General features: G+C 50.4%; 16 protein-coding genes. 6 read left to right on the forward strand and 10 right to left on the reverse strand.

Features of this window, described 5'->3' with window-relative positions; translation table 11 throughout:
* Positions 1-58 precede the first annotated feature (58 nt).
* The gene (locus AC5JO6_RS08450; RefSeq protein ID WP_496080616.1) at positions 59-1492 is read left to right on the forward strand and encodes a HEAT repeat domain-containing protein; all 1434 of its coding nucleotides are present in this window, start codon (positions 59-61) and stop codon (positions 1490-1492) included.
* A gap of 216 nt (positions 1493-1708) precedes the next feature.
* On the opposite strand, the gene AC5JO6_RS08455 is transcribed toward AC5JO6_RS08450, so the two are convergent.
* Positions 1709-2086, reverse strand: coding sequence for a hypothetical protein (locus AC5JO6_RS08455; RefSeq protein ID WP_496080617.1), 378 nt, complete (start codon positions 2084-2086; stop codon positions 1709-1711).
* A gap of 213 nt (positions 2087-2299) precedes the next feature.
* On the opposite strand from AC5JO6_RS08455, the gene AC5JO6_RS08460 reads away from it, so the two are divergent.
* Together AC5JO6_RS08460 and AC5JO6_RS08465 are read left to right on the forward strand one after the other, a co-directional pair.
* Positions 2300-4288: an amylo-alpha-1,6-glucosidase gene (locus AC5JO6_RS08460; RefSeq protein WP_496080676.1), complete on the forward strand. Its 1989-nt coding sequence runs from the start codon at positions 2300-2302 to the stop codon at positions 4286-4288.
* On the forward strand, positions 4285-5037 hold the full coding sequence (locus tag AC5JO6_RS08465) for a hypothetical protein (protein ID WP_496080618.1): 753 nt from the start codon (positions 4285-4287) through the stop codon (positions 5035-5037). The genes AC5JO6_RS08460 and AC5JO6_RS08465 overlap by 4 nt, the downstream gene beginning before the upstream one ends.
* A 256-nt stretch (positions 5038-5293) precedes the next feature.
* Here the strand turns inward: AC5JO6_RS08465 and AC5JO6_RS08470 are convergent, their stop codons facing one another.
* The 3 genes from AC5JO6_RS08470 to AC5JO6_RS08480 form a co-directional block, all read right to left on the reverse strand.
* A complete protein-coding gene (locus AC5JO6_RS08470) occupies positions 5294-6658 on the reverse strand; it encodes an 8-oxoguanine deaminase (protein ID WP_496080619.1) in 1365 nt (454 codons plus the stop codon).
* Positions 6659-6888: 230 nt separating this feature from the next.
* Entirely contained in the window at positions 6889-8442 is a 1554-nt protein-coding gene (locus tag AC5JO6_RS08475) for a mechanosensitive ion channel family protein (RefSeq protein ID WP_496080620.1), read from the reverse strand.
* A gap of 216 nt (positions 8443-8658) precedes the next feature.
* On the reverse strand, positions 8659-8796 hold the full coding sequence (locus AC5JO6_RS08480; RefSeq protein WP_496080621.1) for a hypothetical protein: 138 nt from the start codon (positions 8794-8796) through the stop codon (positions 8659-8661).
* Between the two features lie 66 nt (positions 8797-8862).
* On the opposite strand from AC5JO6_RS08480, the gene AC5JO6_RS08485 reads away from it, so the two are divergent.
* The 3 genes from AC5JO6_RS08485 to AC5JO6_RS08495 are packed head-to-tail and all read left to right on the forward strand — an operon-like array spanning position 8863 to position 11053.
* Positions 8863-9117, forward strand: coding sequence for a hypothetical protein (locus tag AC5JO6_RS08485; RefSeq protein ID WP_496080622.1), 255 nt, complete (start codon positions 8863-8865; stop codon positions 9115-9117).
* Between the two features lie 21 nt (positions 9118-9138).
* Positions 9139-9876, forward strand: coding sequence for a hypothetical protein (locus tag AC5JO6_RS08490; RefSeq protein WP_496080623.1), 738 nt, complete (start codon positions 9139-9141; stop codon positions 9874-9876).
* A 7-nt stretch (positions 9877-9883) separates the two neighbouring features.
* On the forward strand, positions 9884-11053 hold the full coding sequence (locus AC5JO6_RS08495; protein ID WP_496080624.1) for a lipase family protein: 1170 nt from the start codon (positions 9884-9886) through the stop codon (positions 11051-11053).
* Here the strand turns inward: AC5JO6_RS08495 and AC5JO6_RS08500 are convergent.
* The 6 genes from AC5JO6_RS08500 to AC5JO6_RS08525 form a co-directional block, all read right to left on the reverse strand.
* Positions 11029-12873 carry a mechanosensitive ion channel family protein gene (locus AC5JO6_RS08500; protein WP_496080625.1) on the reverse strand — a complete coding sequence of 615 codons (1845 nt, stop codon included), beginning with the start codon at positions 12871-12873 and terminating at the stop codon, positions 11029-11031. The two genes, AC5JO6_RS08495 and AC5JO6_RS08500, sit on opposite strands and share 25 nt — an antisense overlap.
* A 22-nt stretch (positions 12874-12895) precedes the next feature.
* Positions 12896-15169: a tetratricopeptide repeat protein gene (locus tag AC5JO6_RS08505; protein ID WP_496080626.1), complete on the reverse strand. Its 2274-nt coding sequence runs from the start codon at positions 15167-15169 to the stop codon at positions 12896-12898.
* Between the two features lie 136 nt (positions 15170-15305).
* Positions 15306-15662 carry a hypothetical protein gene (locus AC5JO6_RS08510; RefSeq protein ID WP_496080627.1) on the reverse strand — a complete coding sequence of 119 codons (357 nt, stop codon included), beginning with the start codon at positions 15660-15662 and terminating at the stop codon, positions 15306-15308.
* Between the two features lie 16 nt (positions 15663-15678).
* A complete protein-coding gene (locus tag AC5JO6_RS08515; protein WP_496080628.1) occupies positions 15679-16203 on the reverse strand; it encodes a hypothetical protein in 525 nt (174 codons plus the stop codon).
* Between the two features lie 59 nt (positions 16204-16262).
* The gene (locus tag AC5JO6_RS08520) at positions 16263-16694 is read right to left on the reverse strand and encodes a DUF4087 domain-containing protein (protein WP_496080629.1); all 432 of its coding nucleotides are present in this window, start codon (positions 16692-16694) and stop codon (positions 16263-16265) included.
* 322 nt (positions 16695-17016) lie between these two features.
* The gene (locus AC5JO6_RS08525; protein WP_496080630.1) at positions 17017-17664 is read right to left on the reverse strand and encodes a hypothetical protein; all 648 of its coding nucleotides are present in this window, start codon (positions 17662-17664) and stop codon (positions 17017-17019) included.
* Between the last annotated feature and the right edge of the window lie 118 nt (positions 17665-17782).

A 17782-nucleotide genomic window follows, 5' to 3' on the forward strand; every position in this document is an offset into this window, starting at 1 on the left:
CTCTGAATTTACCCTATCATGGCAATGTTTTAGATTGCTGCAACGTGGCGATGAGTCAATGAGAAAGCGCCTAGACCAATCATCACGATCGCTCCAGAGCATATTCAAGGTCGGAACGCTATGGGGTGCGTTAGTGATCGGAACGGTCGATCGCGCGATCGCACAGTCGCCACCATCGTCTTTACACCCTTGCACATCCAAAGACATTCCAGCTTTAATCGAGCGACTCAAAAACCCTAACCCTAATCGGGGCGATCGTACTGGTGAGGCAGATATACTGCTGGTAGTGTTGGAAAGAATGGGCACGTCAGCGAAAGACGCGGTGCCGCAGCTCATGCCGCTTCTGGAAGATTCAGACGTAACTGTCCGCTACTACGCCGCTAAAGCATTGGGACAAATAGGCGCATCAGCGAAAGACGCAATTCCACAGCTCATTCTGCTCCTGAAAGATTCAAACCCAGGTACGCGCGATGAAGCAGCTAACGCATTGGGAAAAATGGGTGCTTCAGCGAAAGACGTGGTTCCACAACTCACTCTGCTCCTGGAAGATTCAGACTCAAGTGTCCACTTCTATGCCGCTAAAGCATTGGGTCAAATAGGCACGCCAGCGAAAGATGCCATCCCACAGCTCATTCCGCTCCTGAAAGAGCCAGACCCATACACCCGTCGCAGTGCCGCTGAAGCATTGGGGCTGATAGGAGAACCAGCGATCGTTGCCATTCCACCACTCATTCTCTCGCTGAAAGATTCAGACTCGTACGTCCGCAGCAACGCAGCTAAGGCATTAGGGCTGATCGGAAAACCAGCAAAAGAGACGATCCTACAGCTTATGCCGCTCCTGAAAGATCCTGACCCGATCGTCCGCAGCGACATAGCTAAAGTATTGGGGGCGATGGGAGAAGCGGCAAACGTTGCCATTCCACAGCTCATTCCGCTCCTGAAAGATTCAGCTCCAGATGTCCGTGGCAGTGCCGCTGAAGCATTGGGGCTGATGGGAGAGGCAGCGAACGTTGCCATCCCGCAACTCATTTCTCTGTTAAAAAATCCCAAATACCCCTATGGAGTTTTTGCCTCTATCAAGGCAGCCAGTACGCTGGGGAAGATGGGCAAGGCAGCAATGCCGCGGCTCATTCCCCTTCTAAAAGCTCCAAACCCTTACGTCCGCAGCAATGCAGTTTATGCCTTACGACAAATGGGCGCGTCAGCGAGCGTTGCCATCCCACAACTCATGCCCCTCTTGAAAGATCCAGACTCAAATGTTCGCAGTAGTGCAGCTTATGCGTTAGGAGACATGGGTGCGCCAGCGAAAACTGCCATCCCACAACTCATTCCCCTCTTGAAAGACCAACGCTCAATTCTCGGTGCAGCCTATGCGCTAGAAAAACTGGGATACCAGCCTGAGGCGATGCGGAAGCTTCAACAAGAGGAAAAGTCAAGAGGACTTAGCGAAGCTTTTAAAGCTGATAGGGGATCAGAGGTCTGCAAACTCTGATTCTCTGTACAGATTAGAACTTACGCAAAGATCCCCGACTTCTCCGATGGGGTTAGGCTTTTGTGACTGAGTTTTAATCAGAAGTCGGGGATCTAAACACCTTATGCGTAAGTCCTACAGATAAATCAGCCTCTTATAGTTGTCAGGCGCTCAAACAGCACGGAGACGATCGCTTGGGAATCGTCGCACCTCGTGCTGATGACTAACGGCTCCTTCCTACATCTCACTACCCGACTTACACGTCAGTGTGCCTTGCTTCTGGTTTGGTTGCCCGCCCATCGGTTTTACGTCCAGAGACGGTTGATAGGTGGGGTAGCAGCGCACAAGGATGACATCATTTGGTTGTGTGCTGTACAACACGTAGACTTGCTTGCCGCCCAGTACGGCTGGTACTAGCTTGGGGGGTTGTGCGGCAGTGGCGATCGCTCCAGGACTCAGTTCTACCAGCGATGCTTCTGGCTGACTAATTGTTTCAGTGGCAATCGTTTCGGTAGCCGAAAGGGCTGGCGTTGCCTGAAGAAAATGAATGCAGAAGGCTAACGCGATCGCCAGCGCAACCAGAACCAGCTCATGCTTAACCGGAATTTTGATCATCGTTCCACGTCCTCTCTCTTTAATCCAGTTTGAATCAAGCCCTACTCTACACCTGGACTGAGAAAAAATTAAGGGTTTTATTCTCATTGCTTCACGCCGCTGCTCTCACGTAGCGATCTAAAGTTTGGTGTCAGTGTGGCGATCGTGCCGCGATCGTCGATCGCATAAGGCAAAATGGGCGATGGAGACTTCAAGGGAGAGGCAGTTATGCCAATGGGGATTCACTTCGGGCGCGAAGTCTGCGGCGACTTTGAGCAGGGACAAGCAAGAGAGTGGCTGGTCACCAATGGGACGGGTGGCTATGCATCGGGTACAGTGGCAGGCTTGCTAACTCGGCGCTATCACGGCTTACTGGTCGCAGCGCTGCAACCTCCCCTGGGACGCACGCTAATGCTGTCCAAGCTGGATGACACCGCACTGTACGGCGATCGCTTCTATCCTCTCCATACCAATCGTTGGGCAGATGGCACGGTTGGTCCTCACGGCTATCGACACCTGGAACGGTTTGCGCTGGAGAGCAGTATTCCCGTCTGGCGCTATGCATGTGCTGATGCACTGATTGAAAAGCGCGTGTGGATGCAACCGGGTGCCAACACCACCTACATCTATTACCGTTTGGTACGAGCAACTCAGCCGCTGATGCTAACGCTCAAAGCGATGGTAAACTACCGCGATCATCACAGCAATACGCAGGGCAACGGCTGGCGTATGACCATCGTGCCAGAAGAGCACGGCGTATATGTGTCTGCCTATCCAGAGGCGATACAGCTTCACCTCACCAGCGATCGCGCCGAAGCAACTGCGGCTCACGATTGGTACTACGACTTTGGGCTAAGCGCTGAGCACGATCGCGGCTTGAACGATCGCGATGACCACCTCCACGCCGCAACCTTTCAAGCCACCTTGCAGCCAGGAGAATCCCTGACGCTGGTTGCCAGCACCGAGCGCAAGCTAGAACGCGACGGCGAAACGGCACTGAAAGTGCGCCATGCCTATGAGCATAAGCTGCTGAGCTTGTGGCATAGCAATCGTCCTGTCGATCACAGAGAGATTCCCGCATTTGCAAATCAGCTAGTACTGGCGGCAGATCAGTTCATTGTGCAGCGATCGACCCCTGAAGAACCCCACGGCAAAACGATCATCGCGGGCTATCCCTGGTTTAGCGATTGGGGGCGCGACACGATGATTAGTCTCCCCGGACTCACCCTGGCAACAGGTCGTCCTGAAATTGCGCGATCGATTCTGCGTACCTATGCCCGTCATGTCAGTCAGGGCATGATTCCCAATCGCTTTCCCGATGCAGGCGAACTGCCAGAATACAACACCGTCGATGCCACGCTATGGTTCTTTGAGGCTGTCCGCGCTTACTACGGCGTGACCGAAGATGATGATCTGGTGCAAGACCTCTTTCCCGTGCTGGCAGACATTGTGGACTGGCACTGTCGCGGGACTCGCTACAACATTCACCTCGACCCTGCCGACGGGCTGCTGTATGCAGGCGAAACCGGGGTGCAGTTGACCTGGATGGATGCCAAAGTGGACGATTGGGTCGTCACGCCTCGCACGGGCAAACCCATTGAGGTGAACGCCCTGTGGTACAACGCGCTGCGGACGATCGCCAAACTTGCCCGCACCATCGGTAAGCCCCATCAGGAATACGAAGCAATGGCAGACCGGGTTCTGGCACGTTTCTCCCGCTTCTGGCATCCTGACCTGGGCTATTGCTACGATGTCCTCGATAGTCCCAATGGCGATGATGCGTCTCTGCGCCCTAACCAGCTTTTTGCTGTCTCCCTACCTGAAAGCCCACTATTAGCGGCTCAGCAAAAAGGCGTGGTGGATGCTTGCGGACAGGCATTACTAACCTCGCACGGACTGCGATCGCTCGATCCAAACCACCCCGACTACCAGGGTAGCTATGGCGGCGATCCGCTTCAGCGCGACGGAGCCTATCATCAAGGCACCGTTTGGGGATGGCTCATCGGACCCTTTGTCTTGGCGCATCTGAGAGTGTACGGCGATCCAGTCAAGGCACGTCAATTTCTGGAACCGATGGCAAGTCAGTTCTACACCCACGGCGTTGGTAGCTTAAGCGAAATCTTTGACGGCGATGCACCCATGAAGCCAGAGGGCTGTGTTGCTCAGGCGTGGACGATCGCTGAGGTGCTGCGTGCATGGTTGGCAACGGAGGTAGAGCGATGAAGCCTGAAGTCATCACTGCAACAATTGCTGCGATTGTCGCAGTTGTTAGCGCAGCCATCAGTCTCTACGGTCAAACTCGCCTTGCCCGATTAACTGACCGACTCATGAAGCAACGTGAAGCCGAATCGCGTGAAGCTCAGACGGCTACTTTGATGTCTAAGTATCGAGATCCCTTATTGCGTTCAGCCATTGATCTTCAGAGCCGCCTTTACAATATTCATCAAAAGAGGTTTTTGGAGCGTTTCTACCATGAGTCACCCTCCACCCAGAGTTATGCACTTTACAACACCCTTTATGTTGTAGCGGAGTATCTTGGCTGGGTAGAAATTCTACGCCGAGAAATTCAGTTTTTGGATTTGGGTGATCTAGAACTGAATCGTCGCCTGAGTGAACTCTTAGCCAGCATTAATCAAGCATTTGGACGGGATACACTCGGAGATAACTTCCGACTGTTTAATGGAGAACAGCGCGCGATCGGGGAAATCATGACGATTCCTCGTTCCAACAGTGAAGTGATTGGATACGACTGCATCGGTTATGCAACGTTTGTGAAGAAGATGAGCGATCCAGAATTTGCGCGTTGGTTTGCAAAACTGAGAGACGATATTGACCTGATGGCAAATGCGCCAAAGGTTGATTTGAACAGACTCATATTGATTCATAGTAAGCTAATCGATTTAATCGATTTCCTTGACCCTCATTGCATTAGAGTGCCACCAAAGCACCGAACTAGGATTGAACAGCAATAAGCGTTAGTCGTAGGATGGGCAAAGGATCTTGCCCGTGCCCATTGCTGTGAGCCAACATGCATGGGCACGCAGAGCTTTGCCCATGCTACTTTAGTCATTTATTTTCTCTTGGAGCAATGGGAGCCTTTAAAAGCGCTTAGTGTTGCGTTAGTCGTAGGATGGGCAAAATCCTTTGCCCGTGCCCATTGCTGTGAGCCAACATGCATGGGCATGCAGAGCTTTGCCCATGCTACTTTAGTCATTTATTTTCTCCTCCCTATACAGCGTTTAATAATTGATATGCCAATTGGTTATGCTTTTCGACTAAGCTCGGCAACTCAATAGTAGTCAGTTGTCCTCGATCGACCACCTTTTTTCCATGAATAAAGCTGTAATCGACCGTATCTACCTGACAGAAAATGAGTGCAGCGACGATATCGTGATGGGCACCAGCAAAGGGGTGACGATCGACATTAATCGCAATAAAATCGGCGGACATACCAGGGGCGATCGCGCCAATATCATCGCGCCCCAAAACTCTTGCACCTCCCAGCGTGGCTACTTCTAACATCTCTCTCGCTGACATCACCGTTGGGTCGCAGTCACGGACACGGGCTAAAAGAAACGCAATGCGGGCTTCTTGCAGCAAATTACTCGTGTCATTAGACGCAGAGCCATCGACACCAATACCGACTGGGACATTGTGATCCAACAGCTTGCGGATCGGCGCGATGCCACTGGCAAGGCGCATGTTGCTACAGGGACAATGGGCAACACCAGTACCCGTTCTGCCAAATTTTTGAATGGAATCATCGCTGAGCTGAACGCAATGGGCGTGCCACACATCTTCACCCAACCAACCGACCGATTCTGCAAAGTCACCGGGAATCATGCCGAAGTTTTCCAGGCTGTAAGTAACATCAGACTTGTTTTCTGCTAGATGAGTATGCAGTCGCACACCGGGATACGATCGCGCCAACGTTGCCGACTCACGCATGAGATCCGGCGACACGCTGAATGGCGAACACGGGGCAAGCGTCAGCCTCAGCATGGAGTGACGCGAGTTGTCGTGATAATGCTCAATCAACCGCTGAGAATCTTTGAGAATGTCGGCTTCTTTTTCTACCAGTGAATCGGGCGGTAGTCCTCCCAGACTTTCGCCCACGCTCATGCTGCCACGACTGGCATGAAACCGTAGCCCGATCGCCCGAATCGCTTCAATCTCATCATCCAACGTGCAGTCATTGGGATAAAGATAGAGGTGATCGCTGGCAGTGGTGCAGCCCGATAGCATCAACTCTGCTGCTGCCATTTGAGCGCTAATGTAAACCCCGTCTGACGTGAGCTTTGCCCAGATGGGATACAGCGTTTGCAACCAGTTAAACAAGCTACAGTCTTGTGCCGCTGGAACCACTCGCGTCAATGTTTGGTAGAAGTGATGATGGGTGTTGACCAGCCCAGGTAGTACCACATGCCGACCCTGCAAATCCAAGACATCATCGGCAGTTTGAGGCAATTCATCGGTGGTTCCCACTTGCTCAATGACATGATCTCGTACCAGCAGTGCGCCATTGTGAAGCTCTCGCCGCGCCGCATCCATCGTGACCAGGGTGTGAATGTTTTTAACCAGTAATGTAGACATAGACAAATCGCTTTTAAATGAGAAACCTCCAAGAAGTTTAGGGGGAATTAGGTGCAGCGTCAGTATCCCAGGTACCCATGAGCGGTTCAGTCCTCTAAGGCTTAAGCCTCCGAGGTTTTGGGTTAGACAGTACTCAATTCAATCTATGGCGAGAAGAGCGATCGGACTCAAAGGAGTGGTTGATCATCGGCGATCGCGTTCCGGTGAGCCTATTCGTCCACAATTTCTGTTTAGGACAGTGCGTTTGCGTGATCGAGTGCCTGCTGTAACATCTTTCGCAGCAGGCGTTGAGTATACAGGTGTCTACCAGGCTTTACCTTTGTTAAAGTCCGAATCACCAGATTACTTGTGCCGAGGGTTTCCAATCCATCTACCTGAGTGGGTTCAAGCACATCTGGGCATTCAGCGTTTAACTGTTGTCCGATCGCTGCAATCACTGAGTACATCTGCTCCAGGTGCGTGTTGTCTGGCACGGGAACATCGACTTTGGCGTAGATATATTGCTTGGAATAATTGATGATGGAACCAATCTCGCCATTGCGAATGATCTGGAGTTGACCATCGGGATGACGAATGTGAGTTGTTCTTAGTTCGATCGCCTCTACAATCCCTTCGACCGTGCGTTCCTCAATTTTTCCAGCTTCGATATAGTCACCGACCAGGTAATAGTTCTCAAACAGAACGAAGAAGCCACAAACAATATCGTTGATCAGATTCTGTGCTCCGAAACCAACAATCAAGCCCACCAAGCCTGCACCTGCCAGAAGCGGGGTCGGATCAATGTTGAAAAGCCTGAGGACAATCAGCGCTGCTGTGAAGTAAATGGTATATTTCAGGATGCTTTTGAGCAATGGAATGACCGTCAACCGCCGCTGCCGTTGCAAGTCCGTCAGATGATCAATACTGAGAACTAAATCCTCAAGCACGACATTGGTGAGTTCGATCAAAACACTGGAAGCAAAGTAAATAGTGATAATTGCAATGATTTCATCGGCGTAGGACGCAATCCAGGCGATGAAATCAATTTCGCTAATAATCAATGCTGCAATGCCGACATAGAGTATGTATGCCACACACTTTTTTAGCGCTGGAACCAGGTGCCGGAAGCGCTCATAGTACCGCAGTAAATTATCAGGACTGGAGTATTGCAGACTGAGGGCATCCAGAGTATCAATCAGGGCGGTGAGCGTTTTAATTAACAATTGCCCAATTGCGATCGCCACATAGGATTTGAGGGCAATGTACAGATATTTTGGAATCGCGTCGGGTAAGTAAAGAAATTGGGTACACCAGATGCCCGCTAAGATCCAGAGGCTATGGGTGAGGGTCTTTTTGAGATAAGTAAAAAATGCTTCCACCGCTTCATCATTGGCAGTGATGCGATCGTAGTTTTTGGCAAACGTGCTTCCCCAGTCCAAAAAGCGATGCAGAACGGGTACGCAAAACTTGACCAGCAGCAGCAGGCTGATACATTTGGCGATCGCCACTGCCAGCGTGACCCAGAATGCGGCTGGAATACTCTGAATTAAATTGAGTTGGAATGCTTGAACATTTTTACCTTGGTAGATCAGAACCCCATTCACACTGATGATGACGAAGCACAATCCCACACACGCCAGGAGCAACAACAGGCTAATATTTTGGCGCTGGGCGGCAAGCCTTTCCGTTCTGCCCCGGAACCAATGGGTTGTCATCACTTTAAAGCCGATGTCAGTAAGCCAATTGAGCACGGTGAATGCAAGTATTAGCACGCAAACTTCAGCAATCGTAAGGAGAATATCCACTCGTCATGCCACCAACCGTTTGATTTCTCTACCTTCACATAGAATCAGGCATCTTCTTGTACCCTAAAAAACTTTACGACTTTGAGATAATAACGCGATGTGCAACTAATTCGCCCTCATCCCCACCCTTCTCCCTGGGAAGAAGGGCTTCCAGACCGTTCCGGTTCCCTCTCCCGATGGGAGAGGGCTAGGGTGAGGGCAGTTTTGGCAGGTATTTTAGGAAAGTCGCACATCGCGTGATAATAGGCTAGAGATGCGTTTGCGGATTTCCTCGCCCCATCCCCGCTGACCGTCGATCGGCACAGAACCCTCATCCGTCTCATCCGTCACAATCACGATGTAGTCTTCTGGCATAAATGGCGGAGTTGAGCGGTTAACCCGGTAATAGCCTCCAGCACACAAAGATGGTGCCTTGCTGTTGTGTTAGCGGCTGTTGTTTCTGCAACCGCTGTATCAACTCCCACTCAAGTGGTGGTTACTTACGCTCAAGTCGTCCTTACTGATGCTCAAGCTGTGGTTACTTACGCTCAAACGTTGGTTACTTATGCTCAAGCTGTGGTTACTTACGCTCAAGCGTCAGTAAGGAATGATGAAGCTGTGGTGACTTACGCTTCATGCGTGGTTACTAACGTTAAAGCAACGGTAAAGTTCGGTGGTGCGATCGCCACACGTTAAGCTTAAATATGGCACGTTCCAATGGCTTTCACCAGGCTGCAACAGCCCAAACAAACCCATCCATACGCTACTTCAGTGCCATCAGCGGCTGGCTCTTTTGCTGTCGTGCGCTTATCATGCTCTCTGTCGCACTATAATCTTTTACGAATAGAGGCTTCAGCCCAAAGTAAGCGGCAACGATGTAGCGGCACCAGATCGTTGCTACAGAGCGTGGCTTTGTTGATGCCCTTTCTGGTGGCATGGCAGAAGATTCAATTTAGAAGCAGTTTAGGGGCAGTTTGGATGTCGGATAGCAACCCTAATTTAGTCGCTTCCGAAGAAACACCCATTCCAGAGGCGTTTGTTCGGCGTAACCGGAAGGTGCGAAACCTGGTTTTAGACTACGCGCTAGGGGCTGCCATTGTGGGTCTAAATCCCTTTCCTGGTGCCCTTTGGTTAACAGCGCTGATTGTGATTGTGCTGTGGCTCAAGATGGGTCGGGATATTGGCAAGCAATGGGGCTATCCCAGAGGGCAAGATGTGCTGGCGATCGCGGGAAAACTGTTTGGCGTTATTGGGGCGTTTGCGATCGCGGGCATGACCTGGCTCAGTGTGTTTGTCCTTGGTTTTTTTCTACCGATTCTGCGAGTCTTTGCTGCCTCAGCCGCACTCTTCACGCTTACCTGGTCATTGGGGCAATCAACCCATCATTTCTTTGCCAGTGGACGACCAAGACAACTCGCCAAAACTCAAAGCTCAAAGCTTAGAACTCAAAACTAATCCAGCGATGGTCAAATTCACACGGCGGCAACTTTTACTTACAGGTTTAGCAACGGGTATAACCGTGACTGGCACCCATCGCTACTTTCAGCTTCAGTCAAACCAAAAGCGGCAGGCTGAGTTAGAAGCGCTGGCAAGGGCAAAAGTCTCACAACGCGATGCCTATGACGTTTTGAAGAGCTGGTTTGGAGCGGGTGACGAGAAGATTGAGGATGCATTGAAACTGAAAGAAGCCGTCACTCTCGCAACGCCCACCATTCCCTACAATCGGGCTATGTCTAAACTGTTAATTCAATGTAGCCGCATTTGCACTTATCAGTATGCGATGAGCAAACTCAACCCTACATACGATGGTGCCATCAAAGCACTGCCAGCTTATTCTAAACAGTTGGATGGTTACACTCAGATTGCCTCTATTAAAGCGTCAGACAGTGAAGGTATTGAAGATTCTGTGGAGGTCGAAGTGCCATCGGACTTAGAAAGCCAACAGGGTTCTCTGGAAGGAGAATTGAACCATTCTAGAAAACGCTTGGAAAAGACGCTTAAACAAGTCGTGACGATTAAAAGCGTGATTCCCGTTTACCAGGCATTCGTTTTGTCGTCCCAAAAGAACAACATCATTGCCTTCCGAGGCACCAATCGCACATCCGAAATGGTGCAAAATTTCCTGATCTTTCAGCAAGACTACTCAGAGGTAGGCTATGGCAAGATTCATGAAGGGTTTGCTGATGCCTATCAAGCGATCGCTCAACAAGTCCGCGATGCCGCCCAAAAGCTGAATCCAGCACTCCCCTGCTACATCACTGGGCATAGTTTGGGAGGGGCACTGGCAACTCTGGCAGCGCTGGATCTGGCACTACATCTGCCGCAGTTAAAACCCCGCCTTCAGCTTTACACCTATGCTTCTCCTCGCGTGGGCAATCCAGAGTTTGCTACCAGGCATACCCAAATTATCCCCAATAGCTATCGAGTGATCAATCTGGCAGATGCGATCACTTTGGGACCACCGCGCAACTTTCAGGGCATGACCTTCACCCACGTTGGGCAGGTGTGGTCATTTCTAGTAAATGCGGGTGATATCGATCCCAACCATTCGTTCAATACCTATCGGTTAGCGGTTTTGCGTGAAGTCGAAACCGATCAAACGCGCACCTATCCGCTTGCAGGCACCCGCTGATCATCCGGGTTGAGCGTTTTCCCAGAGTAATTCCAAACTTGTTGCTGCGGCATCCCTAACGCTATCTGGTGCTCATCCAGAGCATTTTTCAAACGGAGACGAAATGCTCGACCAACTTTCCACTGTTGCAGCGGTTGGGTTTTGATCTGAGTGTGAATCAAGATACCTGCATGAGAGACGCGATCGATGCCTAAAACCTCTGGCGGTTCGAGGATCAACGATCGCAAGGCTGGATCGTCATATAAACCTTGAGCCACTGCTTGAATCACTCTAAGCGCCTGATCTGCATTCGTACTTGCCGCTACTTCGATCGTGTGATCAACCCGCGACCAAGTTCGGGTCAAATTTTCAACTCGATTAATCGTGCTGTTGGGCAGCACAATCAAATGTCCTTCGGCATTGCGTAACTGGGTGGTTCTTAAGTTGAGACTTTCTACCACGCCAGTGGCAGTGTCCACTGCAATCACATCCCCGATCGCGTACTGGTCTTCTAGCAGAATCAAAAAACCATTGACCAGATCTCGAATCAAGCTTTGTGAGGCGAGAGAGATGGCAAATCCGACGATCGCTCCAAACGCTAAAATCGAACCCGTGTTAAAGTCAAAACTTCTCAAAGTCCAGAGCACCGCAATGAGATAAACCAGAAATGTTTTTAGCCCTTTCAGCACATGAGCAATGGTGCTTACTCTCAGCGATCGCCGTTGTAAATCTGCTGCAACGACCTGGTGTGTCGCCCAAAAGACTGCCGATCGCTGAATGACAAAATCTCCCAAGGAATTGACGATTCCTGCTACAAACCAGATGAAAAGAATTTCAAGTGGAAGGATCAAGATATCCCACAGTCTTAGGGGAATAAAAGGAAATTTGTCAATCAGCAAACCAATTCCAACGACCCAGATTAGAATCATGATCCAGATCAGTGACAAACGGAAGATTTCAATCAGGCTGAGTTGCAGAGAACGGTGATTGTGTCGTCTAAAACCCCTGAGAAATTCAAAGCGACGGTTCGCACTGGTTTCGCTTGCAGGAACCGCTTCAAACCTCAGGGCAGTTTCAGCCTCTCTCGCTTTCAACCTCCGTTTAGAACGGTTGAGCCATTGCAGCATGAGCCAGGGGATGGCGCTGCTTAACACCAGGAGCAGAATTAACCCAAACGAGATCACACACCACTCAAGGAGTTGTGCGGGCGATCGCTCATTCAGTTCAGCAACCAGAGCGGTTTGTAGGCGATCGCGCCATTGCTGCGCCAACTCTGCTTTGCTCAAGCCATTGTACTCTGCGTCCTGCTCCGTCACGGTCATAACGATGAAACGCTGGGTGCGGGACGCATCAGTGGCGGTCAAGACGGTTTCATTGCTGAGAGTGGCGACCTGAATCGCTAAGGTCTTGGCATCATAAACGGTGGTTAGCAGCCGATCAAACGATGTAACGTCAATGGCACTAATAGCAATGATGTACTGCAAGTTTTCTTGAATCCGCTTTGCTCGCGCCTCAACCGGAATTTGATTACCCGGATTTTTGCGATCGAGCACTGTAGAAGACGCAATCGTGAATAGATCATCACCTTGAAACTTAACAGAAGCAACCTCTATGCCACCAATTTGTGTCACGTTTGACGGCGGTTGGAATGAGTCAGTTAAGGACAGTGACGGGGGAGCAAATTGAGCGATGACAGGGGCTGGCTGAAGCGGCATTCCCTGCGCCACAAGTATGCTTTCATATGAAGCGATCGCAGGCGTTTGAGTCAGCGTTAGAAGCAGCGTTAGAAGACCCAGAACAACGAGAGAAAAAGGTTGGCGATATTTCCCAAAGTGCCTCATGAGCAAACAATCACGTTTCCATTTAGTTTAGTTCATTGATTGTCCCTATCGTCTTCTGGTAGCTTGTTTCATCTCCTTGCTGCTGATAGAGCGTAGCCGCTTTTTGGTAGTCATCTAAAGCCGCCTTAGCGCCCAAGTCATGATAAACGGTTGCCCGCGTGAAGTAGGCGATCGCCAGCTCTGGCTTCAGGTTGATCGCTTGTGTGAGTGATGTAATTGCTTCTTGCCGTTTCCCTTCCAATGACAATGCCAAACCTTTGCCCAGATAGCTGGCAGCGTCGTTGGGAGACAGTTTAAGCGCCTGATTATAATCTGCAACCGCTTCTTTCAGATGCTTATGCGACTCCACATGCACTAAGCCGCGATTTTTGTAAGCGGCAACAAAGTCAGGTTTGAGCCGAATGGCGTTGGTGTAGTCGGCGATGGCAGCTTCGTACTTGTGCAGGTTAGTCAGGGCAACACCCCGATTGTAATAGGTTAATGGATTGGTGCGATCGCGTTTGATTGCCTGGGTATACGCTTCAACAGCAGCGAAGTAGTTGCCTTTTTCGCTGTATTGAATCCCGCGCTCCAAATGGGCTTGAGCCACTTGATCCGTTCCAGGTTTCGACTGAGCGATCGGGGCAAGGGTTTTTGCCTCGTTTGGCACCATCGTCGCTAGAGCGGTCGTTCTCAAGGTTTTTTCTAACAAAAAGACGGTGTGAAAGCTCTCGGTCGATCGACCATAGATGGTGGGGGTATAACCAATTGCCTGACGGACTTCGCGATTCTGGATTGTATGTAACGATCGCTTTTCGACAATCGCTTTGGCAACTGCGATCGCCAGCCCTTCTCCCACCGAAACATTGAATTCCACAATCCGTCCGGCGGCTTCCCCTAAACCACCAAAGCCAGACGCGGGACTCAACACAGCGAGATTTTCCCGGTCTTTGGGCAATGTATGGCGAAACCCATAGTTGAACGTGGGCATATAGTGAAAGTCAATACTTTTAATGCCCGCAGTAGCGGCTCTGGCTCCCAACCCCTTAATGCCGCCACGCACATCCAGGTGGTAGGAAAACGTGCCCAGCGCCTCATCCGCCGGGACACCGCCCTGCGTCATGCGTGTAGAGGAGAGTTCTTCCACCGGATTGGCAATTTGATCCGTGCTGCGAATATACAACTCGCTCATGATCTCGACTCGGTTCGCGCCTAACCCTCGAAAAAACGTTTGTACATTTGTGGCAAATTCCAGCATGTATGCTTCCGGTTTCGCGCCACCGTCACTCAAGGCGATCGCGCTCTTCGCATCCACATAAAACAAGACGGCATTGAAACTGAGCCGATCGCGCAACACTGCAATGTTTGCCCGATCGAGGGTTTCTTTGGCACTCAAAATGGTACTGTTGGTACCGCCATGAAACGCAGTAGAAAACGCCAGCGATCGCACATCGGCAGAGTCGGGGGTTGATTGATACAGTGTGGCAGGCTCTCCAGAAGACGTTGCCAACGTTGCCAAAATTGCTTGCCGATGCTCTTGATCGTCTCCACTGGCGATTTTCAACCAGGTTTGTGCGACGCTGTCGTTAGAATTTTGCAAGCGACGGATCAGTTTTGCTTCGAGTTGTCTGAGTTGCTCGATCGTCAAGCCATACGTTTCAAACACCAACCCGACGCTGAGACTACTATCGGGTAGCCCCAGTGCTGCAAAGCCCGGAAGCAGTTTCACCCCTGCCGTTTTGGCGAACTTGCCGCCCTGGGTCGCATCAACAAACTGCCTGGCAGCAAAGGTTCCATTGCTCGTAGTCGTCAAAGAACAGACTGTTTTAGCGGTCGTTGTCACCGATTGCAGTTTGACCTTGCCAATCACGTCTACCTTTTCCTGTGCCAGGGTGCGCTTGAAGGCAGTGTCGGCTTTGAAGCGATCGAGCGCGATCGTCTGAGTTCCTGTAATATTCAAAAACTCTTTGTACAACGGACTGGCAGCCGCAAAATTTCCCAGCTTAGACCGCATATCGGGAGGCACCTGGTTGCGATCGAGATACCCTAAACCACCCCGCACCAGATGCCCGCCAATGCCCTCAGTCGTGTCTCCTTCGGTGATCAGTGCCACTCGCGCCGACTGATTCCGCTTTCTGAGTTCGCGCTTTACCTGGATCGCTGTCATCACACCCGGCACTTGATCGCCAAACACAATCACGTCGTAAGCTTTCACATTGCTACCAGCCTGCGAAAGATCAGGACACGCCGATACGATTTCCGTTGCCGCGATCGCTTCAGCGGAGAATGGTGGAACCAATACCCCTCCAAAACCCATGCATATTGAAAGCGAAACGGTGAGCTTTAGATTCCTCATATGCTTACTGAGTAAGTCTTCAAGAGAGCGATGCGCAAAGGAGTTGAAAGTTTTGTCGTGCCAGGTTTGTTCTTGAGCATCAAGCAATTCAGTCTGTCTATTTCCATGTGCCTAATTCATTGACGATCACCTTTTTGTCTTCAGAAACGCTGAGCCGCCCATCTTCAGAGACAATGTAAACATACCTGCCATTTCTAAATTCGTAGCCAAGCGAATGGCATGGAGTAACCCCATCGGCACACAGACTCATGATCTGTTTGCCAGACAACTTAAGTGATTTTCCAGTTCTTTTATTGGTTCCCTGATAGATAACTTTATCGCAACCAACAACGCCCTCTTGACACTGAGTTGTAATCTCAACTTTGAAATTGGGCGTGTCTAATGTCTCAGCGATAGCCAACCCTGGCAGCAATGTCAATACCAACGTCAAGATACTTCCGAACGCTTTTTTCATCACTGTATCCTCCTAATCACCTGTCCACCTTGTTGAATGGATAAATGGATTTTTCCGTAACCAGATTGCCTAAAGACTTTTTGTATTGACCGTTGTATTCTCCGATCAAGCCGCACTTCAAAGTGACCCCTCGTTGCAAGCTGCTGATTTTGCCCTCAAAGAAGTCACAGGACAGGAGATTGTCTTGACTCGATCGACGACCCGAAAATACATTCACATTCACGGTGTAATCCTGACTGACCAATTGATTGAGCTTTGAGGCAGAGACAACTAAGCGATTGAATTGTGCCCGTCCTGCTTTGCTGAGTGCGATCTGGCGGTTATTGGCAAGATCGACCAAACCAACTTCATTGACCTTCACCGATGAGTTCTTTTTCGGTTCGCCATAGAGAGAGACAGACACGATAATGGTCTCTTGAGGCTTCTCTAGCCGAAGTCGCGCTTTCTCGGTCAGCGTCACGTTGACATAGAAGGCTGGAACGTTAACCGCATCTCCTTGTTGAGCGATCGCGGGTGGACTCGCCCAGCCATAATTAGGCATTAGGAGTTTGGGAGCGGTTATACTGAGACAAACCGCGAAAGCCATCCAGGATAGTCTTTTCACTGAAATGTTTGCCTCCATTTTCTCAATGCGGGATCTTGACGACAGGCTGCCAGCGGCTTTGCGATCGATCGCTTAATTTCTGAAACTTGTTGAGTTTTCTTGTTAACTCGAACTTGCAGACATGCGCACCCATAGCCATAATCGCTCACACCAGGTCGTGTCCCCACCCATTGCCCCGGTTTGAAATTCGGTGAGTCCCAGTTGCCTGCAACCTGATAACCACCCTGCATTTCGATCGTCCACTGACCGTCCCGATCATATAAGAAAGTATTTGCAGGTGTAGGATTGCTGAACCAACCGCAACGTATTTCAAGTGGCGAGGCATTGGATTGACCGAGCGTCTTGGGTTGCCCGCTGATCAAACTGACAGTGATTAACACCAAGCATCCCACAAGCATCAACTGAAATCTTTTAAGTTTCTTTCCCATAACAGTCTTCGCGTTAATGAGCGATCGTCTAACACACTATGCTGCACCTGCTAGTTAGCTTTGCAACTACAACTTATATTGATTCAGTCTTGTTGACTGAGAACCGCACCAACTTTGATGCATCAAATTTTGCGTTGACATCGATAAAAACGAACGTCTTCTGCTTGCCATCGCTTGTTTTCCCAGTTCGTTGAAAGCTATGGCGAAGTGAATCTTGAGTCGCTTGCTTTGGCTGTTTTTTGGATAGGCTCTTAGTGGATGGAGCTAAACCCCTTCTAGCGACATGCTTTTGCCGCTTCTTCTGGAGACTTAACCTCAGCAATCAATAGCGATCGCGAATAAACGTATTACCCGGTTTGTCGGCGCAGTAACAGCGGAGTCGAGTCCGCACGTCCTTACATTTTTTCAGAGAAGTCCCTTCAGAGCCACGACAATACGTTTCCGAAGAGCAGAGGGCTTGGCGGTTACGCGTCCGTTCACTCCGGGAGAGTTCAGTGGTGAAGGCACCCTTTTCGATCACATTGCTGCCCTGTTTAATTTCGTATTCCAAATTGTTTTGCCCTTCCAGCACCGTGAAGCGGGTCAGTTCGTGTTGAGTGCCAAATTGAGCGGATGTCGGTTCTGACGTGCGCCCTTTGCTGTAGTCGCGATCGGTGAATGGAATCGTATCGCCTGCCAAACCGCGCGACACATTGCGAATCACGACTCGCCGACCTGTACCGGGTGGCGTTGCGGTTGAGTAGAATCTCGCCTTGAGAGTCCCCTGCGCTTCACCTGGACACTCTCCTTGATAGATGGTATCGATGATTCTACCTGTGTTTGGGGTGCCGAAGCCTTCAAATTCTAAGCCCGCTTGTGTCGGGGCTGTTTGCACATCGGCTTGTGAAATGGTTGGAAGCTTACCGCTGGCTGGGGATGGTTGAGCAACAGCAGGCATTGCTGACACTAACAATGCAGCAAGAGAGGACATGATGATTTTCATAAGATCAAATCCTGAAGCCTAATTGAGCTAAAGCTGTTCATGGGAGTGGAATTTGAATCGAGGCACATTGAGGATGCTCCCAGGGGAGGGACTGAGAGCATCCAGG

Source organism: Tildeniella sp., from assembly GCF_059505325.1.